The sequence below is a fragment of the Streptomyces sp. ISL-98 genome, from assembly GCF_018614055.1.
Classification (GTDB): domain Bacteria; phylum Actinomycetota; class Actinomycetes; order Streptomycetales; family Streptomycetaceae; genus Streptomyces; species Streptomyces spiramyceticus.
Map to the genome: position 1 here is coordinate 100,260 of NZ_JAGGPB010000019.1, position 16,093 is coordinate 116,352.

At 71.0% G+C, this 16,093-nt stretch carries 13 protein-coding genes; 7 read left to right on the forward strand and 6 right to left on the reverse strand.

Annotated features, from left to right (window positions below):
* Window positions 1–300 precede the first annotated feature (300 nt).
* A complete protein-coding gene (locus J7I98_RS13480; protein WP_214920899.1) occupies window positions 301–2,013 on the forward strand; it encodes a bifunctional 3'-5' exonuclease/DNA polymerase in 1,713 nt (570 codons plus the stop codon).
* Window positions 2,014–2,040: 27 nt separating this feature from the next.
* Here J7I98_RS13480 and J7I98_RS42210 read toward each other — a convergent pair whose 3' ends face one another.
* Together J7I98_RS42210 and J7I98_RS13485 are read right to left on the reverse strand one after the other, a co-directional pair.
* Window positions 2,041–2,166, reverse strand: a complete 126-nt coding sequence (locus J7I98_RS42210; protein ID WP_285438020.1) for a hypothetical protein — start codon at window positions 2,164–2,166, stop codon at window positions 2,041–2,043.
* Window positions 2,167–2,304: 138 nt separating this feature from the next.
* Window positions 2,305–5,223, reverse strand: coding sequence for an AfsR/SARP family transcriptional regulator (locus tag J7I98_RS13485; protein ID WP_214920900.1), 2,919 nt, complete (start codon window positions 5,221–5,223; stop codon window positions 2,305–2,307).
* 275 nt (window positions 5,224–5,498) lie between these two features.
* Here J7I98_RS13485 and J7I98_RS13490 point away from each other — a divergent pair, with 275 nt between their 5' ends.
* Together J7I98_RS13490 and J7I98_RS13495 are read left to right on the forward strand one after the other, a co-directional pair.
* Complete coding sequence (locus J7I98_RS13490) at window positions 5,499–6,056, forward strand: GNAT family N-acetyltransferase (RefSeq protein ID WP_214920901.1); 558 nt, start codon at window positions 5,499–5,501, stop codon at window positions 6,054–6,056.
* 125 nt (window positions 6,057–6,181) lie between these two features.
* Window positions 6,182–6,997 (forward strand): VOC family protein, encoded by an 816-nt coding sequence (locus tag J7I98_RS13495; RefSeq protein ID WP_214920902.1) that lies wholly within the window; start codon window positions 6,182–6,184, stop codon window positions 6,995–6,997.
* A gap of 116 nt (window positions 6,998–7,113) precedes the next feature.
* Here the strand turns inward: J7I98_RS13495 and J7I98_RS13500 are convergent, their stop codons facing one another.
* The 4 genes from J7I98_RS13500 to J7I98_RS13515 form a co-directional block, all read right to left on the reverse strand.
* Window positions 7,114–8,451: an ABC transporter permease gene (locus tag J7I98_RS13500; RefSeq protein WP_214920903.1), complete on the reverse strand. Its 1,338-nt coding sequence runs from the start codon at window positions 8,449–8,451 to the stop codon at window positions 7,114–7,116.
* A gap of 3 nt (window positions 8,452–8,454) precedes the next feature.
* Complete coding sequence (locus J7I98_RS13505) at window positions 8,455–9,291, reverse strand: ABC transporter ATP-binding protein (protein WP_214920904.1); 837 nt, start codon at window positions 9,289–9,291, stop codon at window positions 8,455–8,457.
* A 127-nt stretch (window positions 9,292–9,418) separates the two neighbouring features.
* Window positions 9,419–10,168 (reverse strand): TrkA family potassium uptake protein, encoded by a 750-nt coding sequence (locus J7I98_RS13510; RefSeq protein WP_251020564.1) that lies wholly within the window; start codon window positions 10,166–10,168, stop codon window positions 9,419–9,421.
* Entirely contained in the window at window positions 10,161–11,525 is a 1,365-nt protein-coding gene (locus tag J7I98_RS13515; RefSeq protein ID WP_251020565.1) for a TrkH family potassium uptake protein, read from the reverse strand. Before J7I98_RS13515 ends, J7I98_RS13510 begins: the two co-directional genes overlap by 8 nt.
* 167 nt (window positions 11,526–11,692) lie before the next feature.
* On the opposite strand from J7I98_RS13515, the gene J7I98_RS13520 reads away from it, so the two are divergent.
* From J7I98_RS13520 to J7I98_RS13535, 4 genes are all read left to right on the forward strand, one after another.
* Window positions 11,693–12,154, forward strand: coding sequence for a CBS domain-containing protein (locus tag J7I98_RS13520; protein WP_214920905.1), 462 nt, complete (start codon window positions 11,693–11,695; stop codon window positions 12,152–12,154).
* Between the two features lie 145 nt (window positions 12,155–12,299).
* Window positions 12,300–13,598, forward strand: a complete 1,299-nt coding sequence (locus J7I98_RS13525) for an ArsB/NhaD family transporter (RefSeq protein WP_214921095.1) — start codon at window positions 12,300–12,302, stop codon at window positions 13,596–13,598.
* A 212-nt stretch (window positions 13,599–13,810) separates the two neighbouring features.
* Complete coding sequence (locus J7I98_RS13530; protein WP_251020566.1) at window positions 13,811–14,821, forward strand: lytic transglycosylase domain-containing protein; 1,011 nt, start codon at window positions 13,811–13,813, stop codon at window positions 14,819–14,821.
* A gap of 93 nt (window positions 14,822–14,914) precedes the next feature.
* On the forward strand, window positions 14,915–16,030 hold the full coding sequence (locus J7I98_RS13535; protein WP_251020567.1) for an RNA polymerase sigma factor: 1,116 nt from the start codon (window positions 14,915–14,917) through the stop codon (window positions 16,028–16,030).
* Window positions 16,031–16,093: the final 63 nt, after the last annotated feature.

Sequence of the window (16,093 nt, forward strand, 5' to 3'; positions counted from 1 at the left end):
GAGTGGGCGCGATGGGTGGGGGGCGCGGGGGCAGGTGCGTGCGGGCGCGGGTGCCTGCGGCGCTTTCCCCTCCCCACCCTTTTCCGAAACTGGGGGCAGGCCCCCAGACGCCCGGGCCGCCGTCCGTGCGTGTCCTCAAACGCCGGACGGGCTGATTTTTCAGCCGTCCGGCGATTGAGGACCGGGGTCTGGGGCGGAGCCCCAGTTTCGGGAAGGGGCGGGTAAGGGAACAAACGCCGCAGGCAACCCGCACCGTTGTCGCGAACGCCACTGTCAGTGGTGGGTGCCAGACTCGCACCCATGAGCGATCGCTGGGCCGTCGCACCGACCGACGGCGGTGGAGCGCTGCTCGTGCCGCTGGGGCGGGACGGGCGGCCGGCTGCCGGCGTGCGCGAAGAGGCCGACCTCGCGGCGGCGGTCGCGGCCAGGCCCGGCGTCGGCCGCTGGGTATGGCGTTCCACCGCCGAGATCTACCCGCGGCTGCTCGCCGCCGGCGTCCGCGTCGCACGGTGCTACGACATCGAGGACGCGGAGTCACTGCTGCTCGGTCACGAGGGCCGGCACGGTGAGCCGCATTCGGCCGCCGCGGCCTGGGCCCGGCTGCACGACCTGCCTGTACCGCCCGATCCGCCACAGCGCGCCGCCGAGCCCGGATCACAGTCGTCGCTGTTCGAACCGCAGCCGGTGCCGGTTCCTTTCGACGCGCTCCTTGAGGTGTACGCCGACCAGCAGCGCCGGCACGACGCCGCCGAGCACCCCGACCGGATGCGGCTGCTGACCGCCGCCGAGTCGGCGGGAATGCTGGTGGCCGCCGAGATGAACGGGGTAGGGCTGCCGTGGCGGGCGGACGTGCACCGGATGCTCCTGGCGGAGTTGCTCGGCGAACGGTACGCGGGCGGGGGCGAGCCGCGACGCCTGGCGGAGCTGACGGACGAGGTGTCGGCGGCGTTCGGGCGGCGCGTCCGCCCGGAGCTGCCCACAGATGTGATCAAGGCTTTCGGGCAGGCCGGGATCAAGGTGAAATCGACGCGCCGCTGGGAGCTTGAGGAGGTCGACCACCCGGCAGTGGCTCCGCTCATCGCGTACAAGAAGCTGTACCGGATCTATACGGCCCACGGCTGGGGCTGGCTCCAGGACTGGGTGCGCGAGGGCCGTTTCAGACCCCAGTACCTGCCGGGCGGCACCATCACCGGGCGCTGGGTGACCAATGGCGGCGGCGCGCTCCAGATCCCGAAAGTGATCCGGCGTGCGGTGATCGCGGACGAAGGCTGGCGGCTCGTGGTCGCCGACGCGGACCAGATGGAGCCGCGCGTACTGGCGGCGATCTCGCGCGACCCCGGTCTGATGGACGTGGCGGGCCAGCCCGGCGACCTCTACAAGGCGGTCTCCGACCGGGCGTTCGCCGGTGACCGCGACATGGCGAAGCTCGCCGTGCTGGGCGCGGTGTACGGGCAGACGTCCGGCGACGGCCTGAAAAACCTGGCCGCGCTGCGAAGACGCTTCCCGCGTGCCGTCGCGTATGTCGACGACGCGGCGCGCGCGGGCGAGGAGCAGCGGCTCGTACGGACCTGGCTGGGGCGGACCTGCCCGCCTGCGGTCGGCTCGGGCGACGAAGGCGAGGCGGGGATTCCGCAGGACGGCGGAACAGACGCAAAAGAGGAGGAAGAAACTGGCGCGAGAGACCGGGAGTTCACCCCGGGGTACGCCTCGACGAACGCCCGCGCACGCGGCCGCTTCACGCGGAACTTCGTGGTCCAGGGCAGCGCCGCCGACTGGGCGCTGCTGATGATGGCCGCGCTGCGGCAGTCGCTGCACGCCGCCGGGCTCCGGGCGGAGCTGGTCTTCTTCCAGCACGACGAGGTGATCGTGCACTGCCCTGCCGAGGAGGCGGAGACAGTCGCGGAGGCGATCCGCGCGGCCGGTGACCTGGCCGGGCGGATCGCCTTCGGGGAAACGCCGGTGCGGTTTCCGTTCACCACGGCGATCGTGGAGTGCTACGCCGACGCGAAGTGAACCAGCCCCGGCCCCGGGGCATACGGCCTACCTGATGGACGCCCACTTCGCGGTGAGCGCGATCGCCTTGAGCTGCTTCATGCTCAGTGCGGGCTCCGCGCGGGTGGGAGCATCGACCTGCGAGGCCGAGTTGTACAGGCTGCGTCCGCGCACCGCGCGTCAGGACTTCTTCGGCCCCGGCTTGGACGGAGCGGCGACGGTTGCGGCGACGGACGGGCGAGCAGCCACCGAGCGTGACTCTCACTGGTGCTCGCTTTCACCCCACTGACGCAGTCGCGGAGGCGAAGTGTTTCACCCGGAGTCGGCGAGAAGGGCGTCGAGTTCGCCGCGGACACTCGTGTCCGTGCCGTCGAGCGCCGCCAGGGCCAGCCGCCACTGGGCGAGCGCCTCCGTCTCGCGCTCCCCCGCCCGCAGGAGGTGGCCGTACTCGTGCCGCGCGAGGCCCTCGGTGTAGGTGTCGCCGCGCTCCTGGGCGCGGTCGAGCAGCAGCGTGCACTCCTGCTCGGCGCATCCCGTGCGCGCGAGGGCCCGCAGGGCGCGGACGCGGCCGAGGCGGGTCTGGGACTGGGTCTGCCAGTCGCCGTCGTCGCCCATGAGGCGCAGGCCCTCGTCGAAGTGGGGCAGGGCGGCGGCCTGTTCGCCGAGGGTGAGGTGAGCGAAGCCGATGTTGCAGTGCGCGCTGTACTGGAGCAACGCGCTGCCGAGCCGCAGACCGGCGGCGAGGCTGAGCTCGTGGTAGCCGATGGCGGCGCGCGCGTCGGTGTGCTCGTGCAGATTGCCCAGGTGGCTGAGGATGATCGCCTCGCCGTGGTCGTCGCGGAGGCGACGCGCGTAGCCGAGGCTCTGTTCGAGCGCCTCGGCGGCCTCGGCGTGACGGCCGAGGCGTTCGCAGAGCATGCCCCGGTTGGCGAGGCCGCGCTGGATGCGGTGGTCGGCGCCGAGCCGGCGCCACAGTGCGGTCGCCTCGTCGTTGAGGACCATCGCCTCCTCTCTCCTGCCGCTCATGAAATGCACGCCCGCGAGGTCGGTGAGGGCGTGCGCCTCGGCCTCGGTGTCACCGGCGTGCCGCGCGGCGCCGAGCCCGAGCCGGTTGAGGGCGCTCAGCTCCTGGAGTCTGCCCCGGCGTTGGAGGTACGGGAAACAGGCCCGGATCAGCAGGCGGGCGGTCGCCGAAGTGAACGCGTACCGCTCGGCGAGCGCGACAAGCTGCGGCAGCTCGCGATCGCCCCACGCGAATGCCGCCGCCTCCGAGTCGAAGGGCGTGGCGGTGGCGGGGTCGATCAGCGGCGGCACCCGGATCTCGCCCTCGCGGCCGGGCGGGAGGAGGGCGAGCCCTGCCTGCCGGGCGGACTCGGCGTACCAGCGCAGGGCGCGCTCCACGGCGGCGTCCAGGTCGGGGGCGGTGTGGTGGCGGGCGGCGAGCTCGCGGGCGAAGTCCCGTACGAGGTCGTGCGGGACGAACCGGACGTACGACACCTCGTCCAGCAGCGCGACGTCCACCAGCCTGTCGAGCGCGGCGGCCGCGCGCGGAACGCCGGTGTCCATCAGGCGGGCGACCAGCGGCGCACCGTACTCGGGCAGATCGAGCGCGCCGAGGCGGCGCAGGGCGAGGGCGGCGTCGAGGTCGGGGCGGCGGTCGGAGCCGTTCAGCGCGTCGTGCGCGACGGACAGCGAACCCCGCACGCTCAGGTCGTCGTACTCCAGGTGATCGAGGCGGCCCGCCTCGGCGTCGAGCAGCCCGGCCAGTACGCCCGGGGCCAGCGCACGCCGGGCCGCGAGCCGCGCGGCGACGACACGCAGCGCGAGCGGCAGCCGCCCGCACCGCTCGACGAGCCGCTCCGCGTCCCCGGCGTCGAGCAGCTCCCCGCGCCCCGAAACGCTGCGGAGCAGGTCGGTGCTGTCGCGCGCCGACAGCGGGGCGAGCGGGAACCGGACCGCGCCGTCGAGGGCGGCGAGCGAGGACCGGCTGGTGACGATGACGGCGCAACCGGCCCCGGCGGGCAGCAGCGGCCGCACCTGGGCGGCCGACGCCGCGTCGTCGAAGACCAGGAGGGTACGGGTCGGCGCCAGGGTGGAGCGCAGCAACGCGGCCGCGGCGTCCGCGTCTTCGGGCACGCGGCACGGGTCGACACCGAGGTCGCGGAGGAGGGCGCAGAGGACCTGCGAGATAGTGAGCGGAGCCATGCAGGGGGTGGCCCCGTGGAGGTTGAAATACAGCTGCCCGCCGGGGAATTCCTCCCGCAACCGGTGGGCGACATGCAGCGCGAGCGCACTCTTCCCGACACCGGCCATGCCGCTGAGTACGACGAGGTGGGGCCCGGGCGCCGCGCCGGTGAGCGCGGCGCACAGGGCCGTCACTACGTCCGATCTGCCCGTGAAATGAGCCGGTGGGGGCGGTAGTTGGGCAGGGCGTGGCGTACGGGGCGCAGGTGTCGGCGTCAGTGGGCGTTCCGGTTCGGACGGCGGCGCAGAAGCAACCGCCGGGGCCGGGTCGCGCAGGACCTCCTGGTAGGCCTCCTGGACCGCGGGGCCCGGGTCCACGCCCAGCTCCTCCACCAGAGTCCGGCGCAGCGACTGGAAGACGGCGAGCGCCTCCGGCTGCCGGCCCGACCGGTGCAGTGCCAGCATCAGCTGCCGGTGAAACGCTTCCCGCAACGGGAACTCCGCGACCAGCGCCGCCAGTTCCGGCACCAGCGCGCCGCCATCGTGGCCGCCGAGGTGCAGTTCGGCGTCGTACCGCCACTCCAGTACCAGCAGCCTCGCCTCCCGCAGCCGCTGTACGAGCGCGGGCGCCGCGTCCTGCGGCGTGCCCCGCCACAGTTCCAGCGCGCCCCGGGCCTGGGCCACCGTCTCGGCCCAGTCGCCCTGCGCGTGCGCGGCGCGAGCCTCCCGTACGCGCTGCTCGAAGACGTCCGTGTCCAGCTCGCCGGGACCGACGCGCAGCAGATAGCCGGGCGGTACGGCGCGCAGCCGGTCGTCCTCCGCGAGCAGGCGGCGGAGGCGGGTGACGTGGTTGTGGAGGGAGGCATGGGCGGACGGCGGCGGCTCGTCCTCCCACAGCGCGGCCTTCAGCTCGCTCACGGGAACGACGCGGTTCGGGCGCGTCAGCAGTGCGGAAAGGAGGGCGCGGACCTTGGCGCTGCGTACGGGACGGTGCTCGCCCGTCTCGTCGTCGTACACGGTCAGCGGACCTAGCAGGCCGAATCGCATCCGTGTCCTCCAAGACCGGCAACCGGAATGACCGTTGGCCATATGTTAGCGATCTGTTGGCGGCGGCTGTTTTGATCTATCCATCGAATCCGGTCCGCCGGCGCTCGGCGGGGGAAGCGCAGCCGCACTCGGGGGAGTGTGCCGCCGCGGCCGGATTCGGGGCCAGAGAGAGCCCCGGTCATTGAGGTGAGTGACCGGGGTTTTCGGCTGCTCACGGCGACAGCCGACTGCGCCCGGACGTTCCCGGAATACCGCCGCGCTGTCACGATGACCGCATGACAGAGGTGTTCTTGCGGCGGCTGACCCGATGGCAGGCCGACCAGCAACGAGAGTCCATCGCCGACCTGTACGTCGCGGCGTACCGCGGAGAGACGGACCAGGAGTACCACGACCGGCGGGGCTTCCTGAAGCGCTTCGCCGACGATGTACAGCGCCCCGGCTTCGACATGCTGGTCGCCAGCGAGACAACCCTGGCCGGCTGCATATACGGCTACCCGCCGCACCGGGAGGGCGAGTGGTGGCACGGTATGCGCGGCGGCGCACCGGAGGCCGTCGCGGACACGGAGCTCTCCGCCTCGGGGAAGGCCGTCCCGGGCAAGGTCTTCGTCGTCGTCGAACTGATGGTGACCCCTGCGCGCCGCCGCAGCGGTATCGCGACCCGCCTCCAGGAACGCCTGCTCACCCGGGTCGACGCCGATCTGGTCACCACGCTCGTCGCACCGGCGAACACGGCGGCCGCGGCGGCCTTCCGCTCGTGGGGCTGGTCGCCGACCGGCGGCGTCACGCCGGGCGAGGGGCGTCCCGCACTCGACGTATGGAGCCGCAGACCCTGACGGTGCGCGCTGACGCCGATGACGGCCGCGCGCCGACGCCCTCGCGGTCGGCGCGCGATTGTCAGTGGCGGATGCCACGCTGATTCGACAGGTGATTTCACAGCGGATCTGCGAGAGGAAGCGTCATGATCACCACCGACTTCGTGCCCGGCTCTCCGTGCTGGATCGACATCGGCGCCCCTGATGTACCTGCCACGGCGGCCTTCTACGGCTCGGTGCTCGGCTGGGAGTTCCAGCCGATGGATCCGGATACGCCGGAGGGGGGCCAGTACGGCGTCTTCAAGCAGAACGGCAAGACCGTCGGCGGAATCGGCCTGCTCACCGAGGAGGGGGCACGCTCGGCCTGGATGATCTACTTCCATACGAACGACGCCGACGCCACGACCGCGGCGGTCGAGCAGAGCGGCGGCACGGTGCGGGTCGCCCCGATGGACGCCGACGGCGAGGGCCGGATGGCGCAGTACACCGACCCGCAGGGCGGTCAGTTCGCTGTCTGGCAGCCCGGGAAGACCAAGGGCCTGGAAGTGGCGGACCGGCCGGGCGGCCTGTGCTGGACCGAGCTCTACACGACGGACGCGGCCGCCGCGAAGGAGTTCTACGGCAGCCTCTTCGGCTGGCAGACCCAGGACATGGAGCTGCCGGGCGACGGTGGGACGTACTCGATGATCACTCCCGCCAGCCAGCCCGACGAGCGCATGCACGGCGGGATCATGCAGCTCCCCACGGACGCACTCTCGCTGACCGGCGGCCGCCCGTACTGGCACCCGGTGTTCGCGGTCGACGACTGCGACGACACCGTCGCCAAGGTCACGGGGAACGGCGGAAGCGTGCAGATGGGCCCGGAGGACGCCGAGGGAGTGGGGCGGCTCGCGGTGTGCGTCGACCCGTCCGGCGCGGACTTCGTGGTGCTGACGCCGGTGCCCGGAGCCACCGGGGCCTGACGTGCCGGAACGCAGGAGTCCAGGCCAGTCGTCGACTGACCTGGACTCTGACCTGGACTGCTGACCTGTACTCACGACCTGGGCTTCGGTCCGAGCGGCGGTCCCGGCTGCGCGGATCAAGCGGCCACCGCCACCGCCCCCACCGCCGGGGTACGGAGCGTCCGGCGGGCCGTCCCGAGACTGGTGACCAGCGTGGCCGCGGCGGCGACCGCCACGATGCCCAGCCAGATCCCCAAGCCCTGGTCCGGCAGGACCGAGTCGGTACGGACCACGGTGAACGGCACGATCCCGGCGATCCCCGCCACGGTCCCGAAGAACACCCCGGTCACCGTCAGCACGAGCCCCTCGCAGCCGACCATCCCGAGCACCTGCCCCGGGGTGGCCCCGGCGAGCCGCTGCTGGCCGAACTCCCGGCCCCGGTACGAGGTCGCGGCGTACAGACTGTTGATCAGCATGATGCAGGAGAAGACCACGATGATGCCGACGACCACGAGGTTCAGCGTCTCCAGGTTCTTGTCCTCGACCGATTTGGTGAGGCCCGATGCCTTGATCGCGTCACTCTCGACAGCCTGCATGTACAGCGTCGCCGTCGCCATGCCGGTGAAGAGGATCAGCGGCATCAGCACTCCGGACAGTTCCGAGGCACGCCGCCGCATGTTGTGCACGGTCAGATAGCCGCTCGCGCCGAAGAGCGCGACGAGCGGCCGCCCGAACCGGCCGAGCAGGCCCCCCAGCAGCACCGGCGAGAAGACCGCGAAACCCACCGCCAGCAGAATGGCGCCGTACGCCGCGGGCGCCATCGTCATGGGGTCGGTGCCGTCCATCGCGAAGGTGGTGACCACCGACGCCGCACCGGCCACGAGCGCGCCGTACCCGGCGATCCGCCGGGCCCGCCCCCGGGGCTTACGGACACCCGCCGCGGCCTTCGTCGCCCGCCGGACGGCGAGGAACGCGGCGCCCACCGACGCGAGCAGCGTGATGGTGATGCCCGACATCAGCGCGATGGGCCCGAAGGCGTACTCCACGCTGTCGGCGACCTGCCCGCTGTCGCGGAACATCCCGAGCAGCGCCTCACCGCCGAGCATCGCGGGCCCGATCGCCAGCACGGCCCCGACCAGTCCGACGACGGCCGACTCGCCGACGATCATGCGCTTGATCTGCGCCGGAGTGGCGCCGGTGCTGCGCAGCAGGCTGATCTCCCCGCTCCGCTGCCGCACATTGACGGTGAGGGTCGAGGAGACGGCGAAGAACACGAGAAGCGTGCCGTAGCCGCCGACCACGGACGCCGCGACGGTGAGCGATTCCGAGCTGACGTCGTCGACGCCCTTCGCGCCCGCCGTGTCGTGCATCGAGTTGAACGTCATGATGATCGCGGCCCCCAGGAAGGCCGACAGCAGGGTGGCGACGAAGGGTCCGGGGCGCTGCCGGACGGAGCGCATGGCCAGCGAGAACATGCCTCACACCCCCACTTCGACAACGCCGTGGTCCATGCCGTCCAAGCCGTCCACGCTGTCGCCCAGGTGAGCGAGCCGCTCGGCGACAGCGTCCACGGTCGGCGCGTTCAGCCGGCCCGCCAGCCGTCCGTCCGCCAGGAACAGCACGGAGTCGGCGTACGAAGCAGCCACCGGGTCGTGCGTCACCATCACCACGGTCCGGCCATGGACCCGTACCGCGCCCTGAAGCAGCCGCAGTACGTCCCGCGCGCTGCGCGTGTCCAGCGCCCCGGTCGGCTCGTCCGCGAAAACCACGCTGGGCTCGGTGACCAGCGCCCGTGCGATGGCGACGCGCTGCCGCTGCCCGCCGGAGAGCTGGTCGGGACGGTGCCCGAGCCGGTCGCCGAGGCCGACCTGGGTGAGGATCTGCTGCGCCCTGGCCCGGTCGATGCGCCGGCCGGCGAGCTTCAGCGGGAGGGTGGTGTTCTGCTCGACGGTCAGGGTCGGCAGCAGGTTGTACTGCTGGAAGACGAAGCCGATCCGCCGGCGCCGGAACCTGGTCAGCTCGGACTCTGTGCCGCCCGTCATCTCCTCGCCGTCCACCATGACCTGCCCCGAGTCCGGCCGGTCGAGACCCGCCGCGCACTGGAGCAGGGTGGACTTGCCCGATCCGGACGGCCCCATGACCGCGGTGAAGGTCCCGGCGGACAGGCTCAGTGTCACCCGGTCGAGCGCGGTCACGGCGCTCTCCTCGGTTCCGTACACCTTGCTGACCGATACGAGCCGCAGCGCTTCTGCGCCCCTGCGGCTGTGCTTCTGATCTTTACGGTGGTCTTGGCGGTGGTCTTTACGGCGGAACATGTCCCCATCACTCCCTCGTGGCACCTGCTGTGCCGTCAGAAATGACGCTACGGACGGCGAGGAGCCGTGCCGATGGCCGTAAACACCGAGTAAGGGTGCACTCAAGTACACCCTTAGGTCAGGTCGGTCAGGTCAGATCGGTGAATGCCTCCACCGCATGGGTCCTGCCGGTGACAACGAGCACGTCGCCCTTCTCGACCACCGTCTCCGCCGTCGCGTACGTGAAGTCCTGCCCGGGACGCTTGATGCCGACGACGGTCACTCCGTACTTTTGGCGCACGTGGCTCTGCCCGAGGGGGAGCCCCGTGGCGACCTCCGGAGCGACCGTCTTCACCAGGGCGTAGTCGTCGTCGAACTGGATGAAGTCCAGCATCCTGCCGGTCACCAGGTGGGCCACCCGTTCGCCCATCTCGTGCTCGGGCAGAACGACATGGTGGGCGCCGAGGCGCTCCAGGATCTGGCCGTGCTGGCGGTTGACGGCCATTGCCCAGATGTTGGGAACCTCGGCTTCCAGGAGGTTGGTGGTGACCAGGATGCTGGCCTCGACGTCGGTGCCGATGCCGACGACCGCGCTGGTGAATTCGTTCACGCCGAGCTGGCGCAGGACTTCCGGATCGGTGCAGTCGGCGACCGCAGCGTGGGCCAGGATGTCGCTGTGCTTCTGGACGAGACGGGCATCGGTGTCCAGCCCCAGGACGTCCCAGCCGCGCCGGGTCAGCTCGTTGGCGAGCGAGCTGCCGAACCGCCCCAGGCCGATCACCGCGACCCGCTGGTCGCCGTGCTGCCCGGGGTACTGGTCGGCGAGCCGCTTGCCGCGGCCGCGGCCGGGGACACGGCTGCGCTTGCGCCTGCGCAGGGGGTGCAGATAGTCAGCCAATGACGGGTCGCTCCTCAGGCAGCTCGAAGCGGCGGGTCCGTTCGCGCAGAGCCAGCGCCGAAACCAGGGTGATCGGGCCGAGACGGCCCACGAACATCAGCAGAATCAGGATCAGTTGCCCCAGGCCGGGCAGATCCGCGGTGATTCCGGTGGAAAGACCGACAGTGGCGAAGGCGGAGACGACTTCGAAGAGCACGGCCTCGAAGGGTGCCTTGGTCAGCGACAGCATGGCGAGCGTCGCGGCGATCACGAGCCCCACCCCGAGCAGGGCCACGGTCAGCGCCTGACGCAGTACGTGCGGAGCGAGGCGGCGGCCCAGTACAACCGAATTGGTCTCGCCTCGCACCTCGGCGACGATCGCGGCGGCCAGCACCGCGAAGGTGGTGACCTTGATGCCGCCCGCCGTGCCCGCGCTGCCGCCGCCGATGAACATGAGCATGCAGGTCAGCAGCAGCGTCGAGGCGTTCAGGGCGCCGATGTCGAGCGAGTTGAACCCGGCGGTGCGGCTCATCGCGGAGTGGAAGAAGCCGTTCAGGATCTTCTCGCTCCAGTCGAAGGGGCCGAAGGTCTCTTCATTGCTCCACTCCAGCAGGCAGGTCAGCACCGTGCCGACGAACAGCAGGATCGCGGTGGTGATCAGGGTCAGCTTGGTGTGCAGGGTCCAGTTCCGGCGCCCCGTCGTACGCCGCCGGTTGCGGTGGCGCAGTACTTCGAGGAGTACCGGGAACCCGATGCCGCCCAGGATGACCGCGGCCGCGACCGGCAGCGTCACCCAGGGATCCTGGGAGTACCGCGTGAGGCTGTCGGCGTGCAGTCCGAAACCGGCGTTGTTGAAGGACGACACGGCGTGGAAGAAGCCGAGATACACGGCGTCGCCGATCGTGTTCCCGTAGCCGAAGCGGAATCGGAGCGCGAGCATCGCGCCCACCGCCAGCTCCACGACCACGGTGGACCCGGCGACGCCGAGCAGCACCCGGCGTACGTCGCCGATTTGCAGGCTCTTCGTCTCCGCCTGCGCGGTCAGCTGCATCCGGAGCCGCAGCCTGCCGGAGACGAGCAGGCCGAGAAGCGACGCCATCGTCATGATGCCGAAGCCGCCGATCTGGATCAGCGCGAGGATGACGCCTTCACCGAAGCCGCTCCAGTACGTCCCGGTGTCCACCACCGCGAGACCAGTCACGCACACCGCGGAGGTCGAGGTGAACAGGGCGGTCAGGAATGAGGCCGCGGCGCGCTCCTCGGTGGCCATCGGCAGTGCGAGCAGCCCCGTGCCGACGAGCGTCACGAAGGCGAAGGCGAGTGCGACGCTGCGAGCAGGGTGGGCGGCGAGCAGCGACGGACGCGTCCGCATCGTCATGTGTACTGCCACCTGCCGGCCTCCCGGTCACGTGCCGCCGGAGTCGCCTGACACCGCGTCAAGATTATGCAATGGGGTGCCGCGTGCCACCTTCTTGTGGCGGCCGTGGCGCGTGACGCTTCTTGCAGAACCCTCAGAACCCTCTGCAAGTGACAGGAGCCCGCCACATGCATGCACGTGACTTGGCCGAGGACTACGAAACCGTCGGCCTCGACACGGACGCGATGGACGCCGCCCGGCTGATGGCCGAACACCGGCTGCCCGCACTGCTCGTCGTCGACGAGCACGGCGCCCCCCAGGCGATCCTGCCCGCGTCCCAGATGATCAAAGTGGTCGTCCCCGGCTATGTGATCGAGGACCCGACGCTGGCGGCGGTCATCGACGAGCGACACGCCGACCGGCTCTGCGAAGTACTGAGGGGACGGACCGTACAAGAGTGCCTGCCCAGGTCGGCGGCCCCGCCGCCGGTGGCGGCACCCGACGACACCGCGCTGGAAGTGGCCGCCCTGATGGCCCAGGTGCGAAGCCCGCTAGTCGCTGTCGGCGAGAAGGACAAGCAGGGCATGCGCCTGCTCGGCGTCATCACCGCCTCGCACCTGCTGGAGTCCCTGCTCCGACGCATCGGTTGAGCGGCCGGGGCTCCTGGTGCCCGGCGCGGCCGGGCACCAGGAGTCTGCCAAGGAGCCGTAAAGACCCTGTATGGTCCCTCGCGGAGTGCCGGGAAGCCTGGTCGGCGACAAGGGACACGTCTCTTTGCCCACCGACCGGAGCATCATGAACGACTGGCAGAGCTGGGCCGCGATCGTCGTCTTCATCGGCACCTACACCCTGATCATCAGCGAGAAGATCCACCGCGTCGCCGCCGCGATCGGCGGCGCGGCTCTGATGCTGGCGATCGGGGCCACCGACGACAAGTCGGCGTTCTACTCCGAGCACACCGGCATCGACTGGAACGTCATCTTCCTGCTCCTCGGCATGATGATGATCGTCGGAGTCCTCAAGAAGACCGGCATGTTCGAGTACCTGGCCATCTGGTCGGTCAAGAGAGCCAGGGCCAAACCCTTCCGCGTGATGGTCATGCTGATCGTCATCACCGCGATCGCCTCGGCACTGCTCGACAACGTCACCACGGTCCTGCTGATCGCCCCGGTCACCCTGCTGGTGTGCGAGCGGCTCGCGCTGCCCTCCGCGCCGTTCCTCATCGCCGAGGTCCTGGCCTCCAACGTCGGCGGCACGGCCACGCTCGTCGGCGACCCGCCGAACATCATCATCGCCAGCCGCGCCGGCCTGACCTTCAACGACTTCCTGGTCCACCTCGCACCGCTGTGCGTCGTGCTGATACTGGTTCTGATCGCGCTGTGCCGCTTCCTGTTCCGCAAGTCCTTCCTGTACGACGAGGAGCGCGCCGAAGAAGTCATGGCGCTGGAGGAGCGCGAAGCGATCCGGGACCCGCGTCTGCTCGTCCAGGGCCTGATCGTCCTCGTCCTGGTCGTCGCTGGCTTTGTCCTGCACCCCCTGCTGCACTTCGAACCCAGCGTCGTCGCACTGCTGGGCGCCGGCCTCCTGATCGCCATCTCCACCGTGCGGACCGGTGACGTACTCAGCGAGGTGGAATGGCCCACCCTCGGCTTCTTCGCCGGCCTGTTCATCATGATCGGCGGCCTGATCGAGACCGGCGTCATCGGTGAGGTGTCCGAATCCCTCGCCGACGTGATCGGGGAGCACGAGCTGGGCGGCTCGATGCTGCTGCTCGGCGCCTCCGCGGTCCTCTCCGGCATCGTCGACAACATCCCGTACGTCGCGACGATGGCGCCGATCACCAGCGACCTCGTGGAGAGCATGGGCGGAGGCCCGGACCACGTCCTGTGGTGGTCCCTCGCCCTCGGCGCCGACCTCGGCGGCAACGCCACCGCGATCGGTGCCAGCGCCAACGTCGTCGTACTCGGCATCGCCGAACGCAACCGGCAGCCCATCTCCTTCTGGCAGTTCACCAGGTACGGCCTGGTCGTCACGGCCGTGACCGTCACGCTCGCGGCCGTGTACGTGTGGCTGCGCTACTTCGCCCTGGCTTGACACCGCCTGACGGCCCCACGTATCGGAAATGCGACAAGACCTCCGCGACGGACACGCCGCCTCCCCCCGTAGAGCAGATGAAGGATGCCGCGCCGACTCCCGGTGCGGCGGGGACATGGGGAGGGGTCCGGCACATGGCGCGACGGATCGCAGGGCGAATACCAGGCCGGATACGCAGGGGCCTTACGGGAACGGCGGCCGCGGCAGCAGCGATGGCGGCACTGACCGCCTCACAGCCACCGAGCTCCGTGGCGCGCGCCACGAGTGCCGCGGAGAAGGTCACCGGGCAGGCCGACCAGGGCATTTCGGGTGATGCGTTCTACTACACCGAGCTGCCCCCGCTCGGCACCGAGCCGCCCCCCTTGGCGGTACGCGACAAAGCCGGTCCGGCCGCGCGTCCGGGTGGCGGAGCGGTGCCCGCCACGGTCCTCGACGCGTACAGGAAGTCGGAGGCGGCGCTCGCGCAGAGCACCCCGCTCTGCGGTCTCCGCTGGCAGCTGCTCGCCGCGATCGGTCAGGTGGAGTCCGCCCAGGCGCGGGGCGGCGCGGTGGACGCGGGCGGTACGACGTACTCGCCCATCATCGGCCCGCAGCTCAACGGCCGCGGGTTCGCCACCATCCGGGACACCGACAGCGGCGCGTACGACGGCGACAGCTCGTACGACCACGCGGTCGGCCCGATGCAGTTCATCCCGTCCACCTGGGCCATGTGGGGCGCCGACGGCAACGGCGACGGAAGCGCCGACCCGCACAACGTCTACGACGCGGCCCTCGCGGCGGGGCATTACCTGTGTGCGGGCGGTCGTGACCTCGCCGAGCCGTACGACTTCGACCGTGCGGTCCTCAGCTACAACCGGTCCCGGGAGTACCTGCGCATCGTCACATCGTGGTTCGCGTACTTCACGGACGGACACAGAGAGGTCCCGGACAAGAAGGGACGCACAGGGCCGCGCGCAGAACCGGACTCCCCCAGCACCCGTCGGAAGGAGCCGGACAGCCCGCGCCCGCGTACCGGCGCGTCGCCCTCTCTCAGGCCCACACCCGCACCTACCCCCTCCTCCATGCCCAAGCCCACGCCCTCACCGACGCGTGACCGTCCGAGCAGCGGGCCGACGTCCGAGGCGCCCGCGGTCACCCTTCCCGGCACCGTGGTCGAGTTGCCGGACGACGGCGTCCTGCCAGGGGCGGAGCCGGGGGCCGGGCCGCTCACCAGCAACGGTTAGGCATCTCTCGCGCTCCGGCCCTCCACAATTCCGGATACCGGGCGGTAACGTCGCCACCGCCCTGCAGTCAGATGTGAGCGCGAAGGGGCCCTCATGGCGACGACGGACATGCATCCTCCTTACCCGGCCCTGCCCGGTGACGAACTGGCCCGCGCGCGGTGGCAACGTATGTGGAGCCACCGCGAGCAGCTGCTCAGAGTTGCCCGCCGCAGGTCCATGAGCGCCGAGGACGCCGAGGACGCCGTCCAGGAAGCGATGCTGCGCGCCGCCGAGAACCCGCATCTCGACGACGCGCGGCTGGGCGCCTGGCTGACGACAGTGACCATGCGCCTGTGCGTCGACCGGTACCGGCAGGTCAATCGCGAGGCGCAGGTACGCAGCAGTCCTACGCTCACCGCACCCGGCCCGGTCCCCGTCGACGAGGCGGTGTGCGACCGTGCGGAAGCGAAGTGGCTGGCGTTCCAGAGCCGGGAGCTGCCCGCCCGCCAGGCGGAAGCGCTGCGGCTGAAGGCGCAGGACCGGGATGTCGGTCAGGTCGCCACGGAGATGGGGCTCAGCTACCAGGCGGTCGAGTCGTTGCTGGCCAGGGCCCGGCGCACGCTGCGCAACTCGCTGGCCGGCACGCTCGGGCTCGCCCTGTGGCTGTGCGGGCGCGGCCGGACTCAGGCGGGCGGGAACGTCCAGGCCGTGGCCGCCGCATCCACGGCGGCGGCGACGCTGGCTGTGATGGGTCTGGTCCTGCCCTTCGCCTACGAGCCGGACGAGCCCCGCGCTCCGCGAGGCGCCACGACGTCGGAGGTGGCGGACGCGATGGATACGACGGGGCAGGAGATACCGCCGGCCGCGTCCGGTCGAGCCGACCGCGGTGCGGCGGACTCCGCTTCCCCGGCCGGCTCGGTGCCGCCGAGTCCGGGGGCCTCGCCGTCCGGCCTGCTCGGGGTGTTGCCGGAGGTGGCGGAGGTGCCCGAGGTGGGCGTGCCCGAGGTTCCCGAGGTGCCGGAGGTGCCTGGGGCGGCCGTGCCTGACGTACCCGGGGTGCCGGTGCCCGAGGTCGCCGTACCCGAGGTGGCCGCGCGCGAGGTCGCTGTACCGGAGGTGCCCGTACCGGAGGTGTCGCCGTCGCTGCCGACGGTGTCCGGCCCCGCGCTGCCCACGACCGGATCCACACCCACGACCTCGACCTCGACCTCGCCCTTGATTACGCGCTGAATTCGCCCCCGTAAAAAATCTTCGCTTTTTCGCGACGGACGCGCCGCCCTTCTCCGTAGAGCA

Coding starts and splice junctions, on each gene's coding strand:
- J7I98_RS13500 (WP_214920903.1), bottom strand. CDS start 8,451: ATGTTCTCGCTGGCCATGCGCTCCGTCCGGCAGCGCCCCGGACCCTTC.
- J7I98_RS13480 (WP_214920899.1), top strand. CDS start 301: ATGAGCGATCGCTGGGCCGTCGCACCGACCGACGGCGGTGGAGCGCTG.
- J7I98_RS13495 (WP_214920902.1), top strand. CDS start 6,182: ATGATCACCACCGACTTCGTGCCCGGCTCTCCGTGCTGGATCGACATC.
- J7I98_RS13485 (WP_214920900.1), bottom strand. CDS start 5,223: ATGCGATTCGGCCTGCTAGGTCCGCTGACCGTGTACGACGACGAGACG.
- J7I98_RS13515 (WP_251020565.1), bottom strand. CDS start 11,525: ATGACGATGCGGACGCGTCCGTCGCTGCTCGCCGCCCACCCTGCTCGC.
- J7I98_RS13525 (WP_214921095.1), top strand. CDS start 12,300: ATGAACGACTGGCAGAGCTGGGCCGCGATCGTCGTCTTCATCGGCACC.
- J7I98_RS13490 (WP_214920901.1), top strand. CDS start 5,499: ATGACAGAGGTGTTCTTGCGGCGGCTGACCCGATGGCAGGCCGACCAG.
- J7I98_RS13535 (WP_251020567.1), top strand. CDS start 14,915: ATGGCGACGACGGACATGCATCCTCCTTACCCGGCCCTGCCCGGTGAC.
- J7I98_RS13530 (WP_251020566.1), top strand. CDS start 13,811: ATGGCGGCACTGACCGCCTCACAGCCACCGAGCTCCGTGGCGCGCGCC.
- J7I98_RS13520 (WP_214920905.1), top strand. CDS start 11,693: ATGCATGCACGTGACTTGGCCGAGGACTACGAAACCGTCGGCCTCGAC.
- J7I98_RS13505 (WP_214920904.1), bottom strand. CDS start 9,291: ATGTTCCGCCGTAAAGACCACCGCCAAGACCACCGTAAAGATCAGAAG.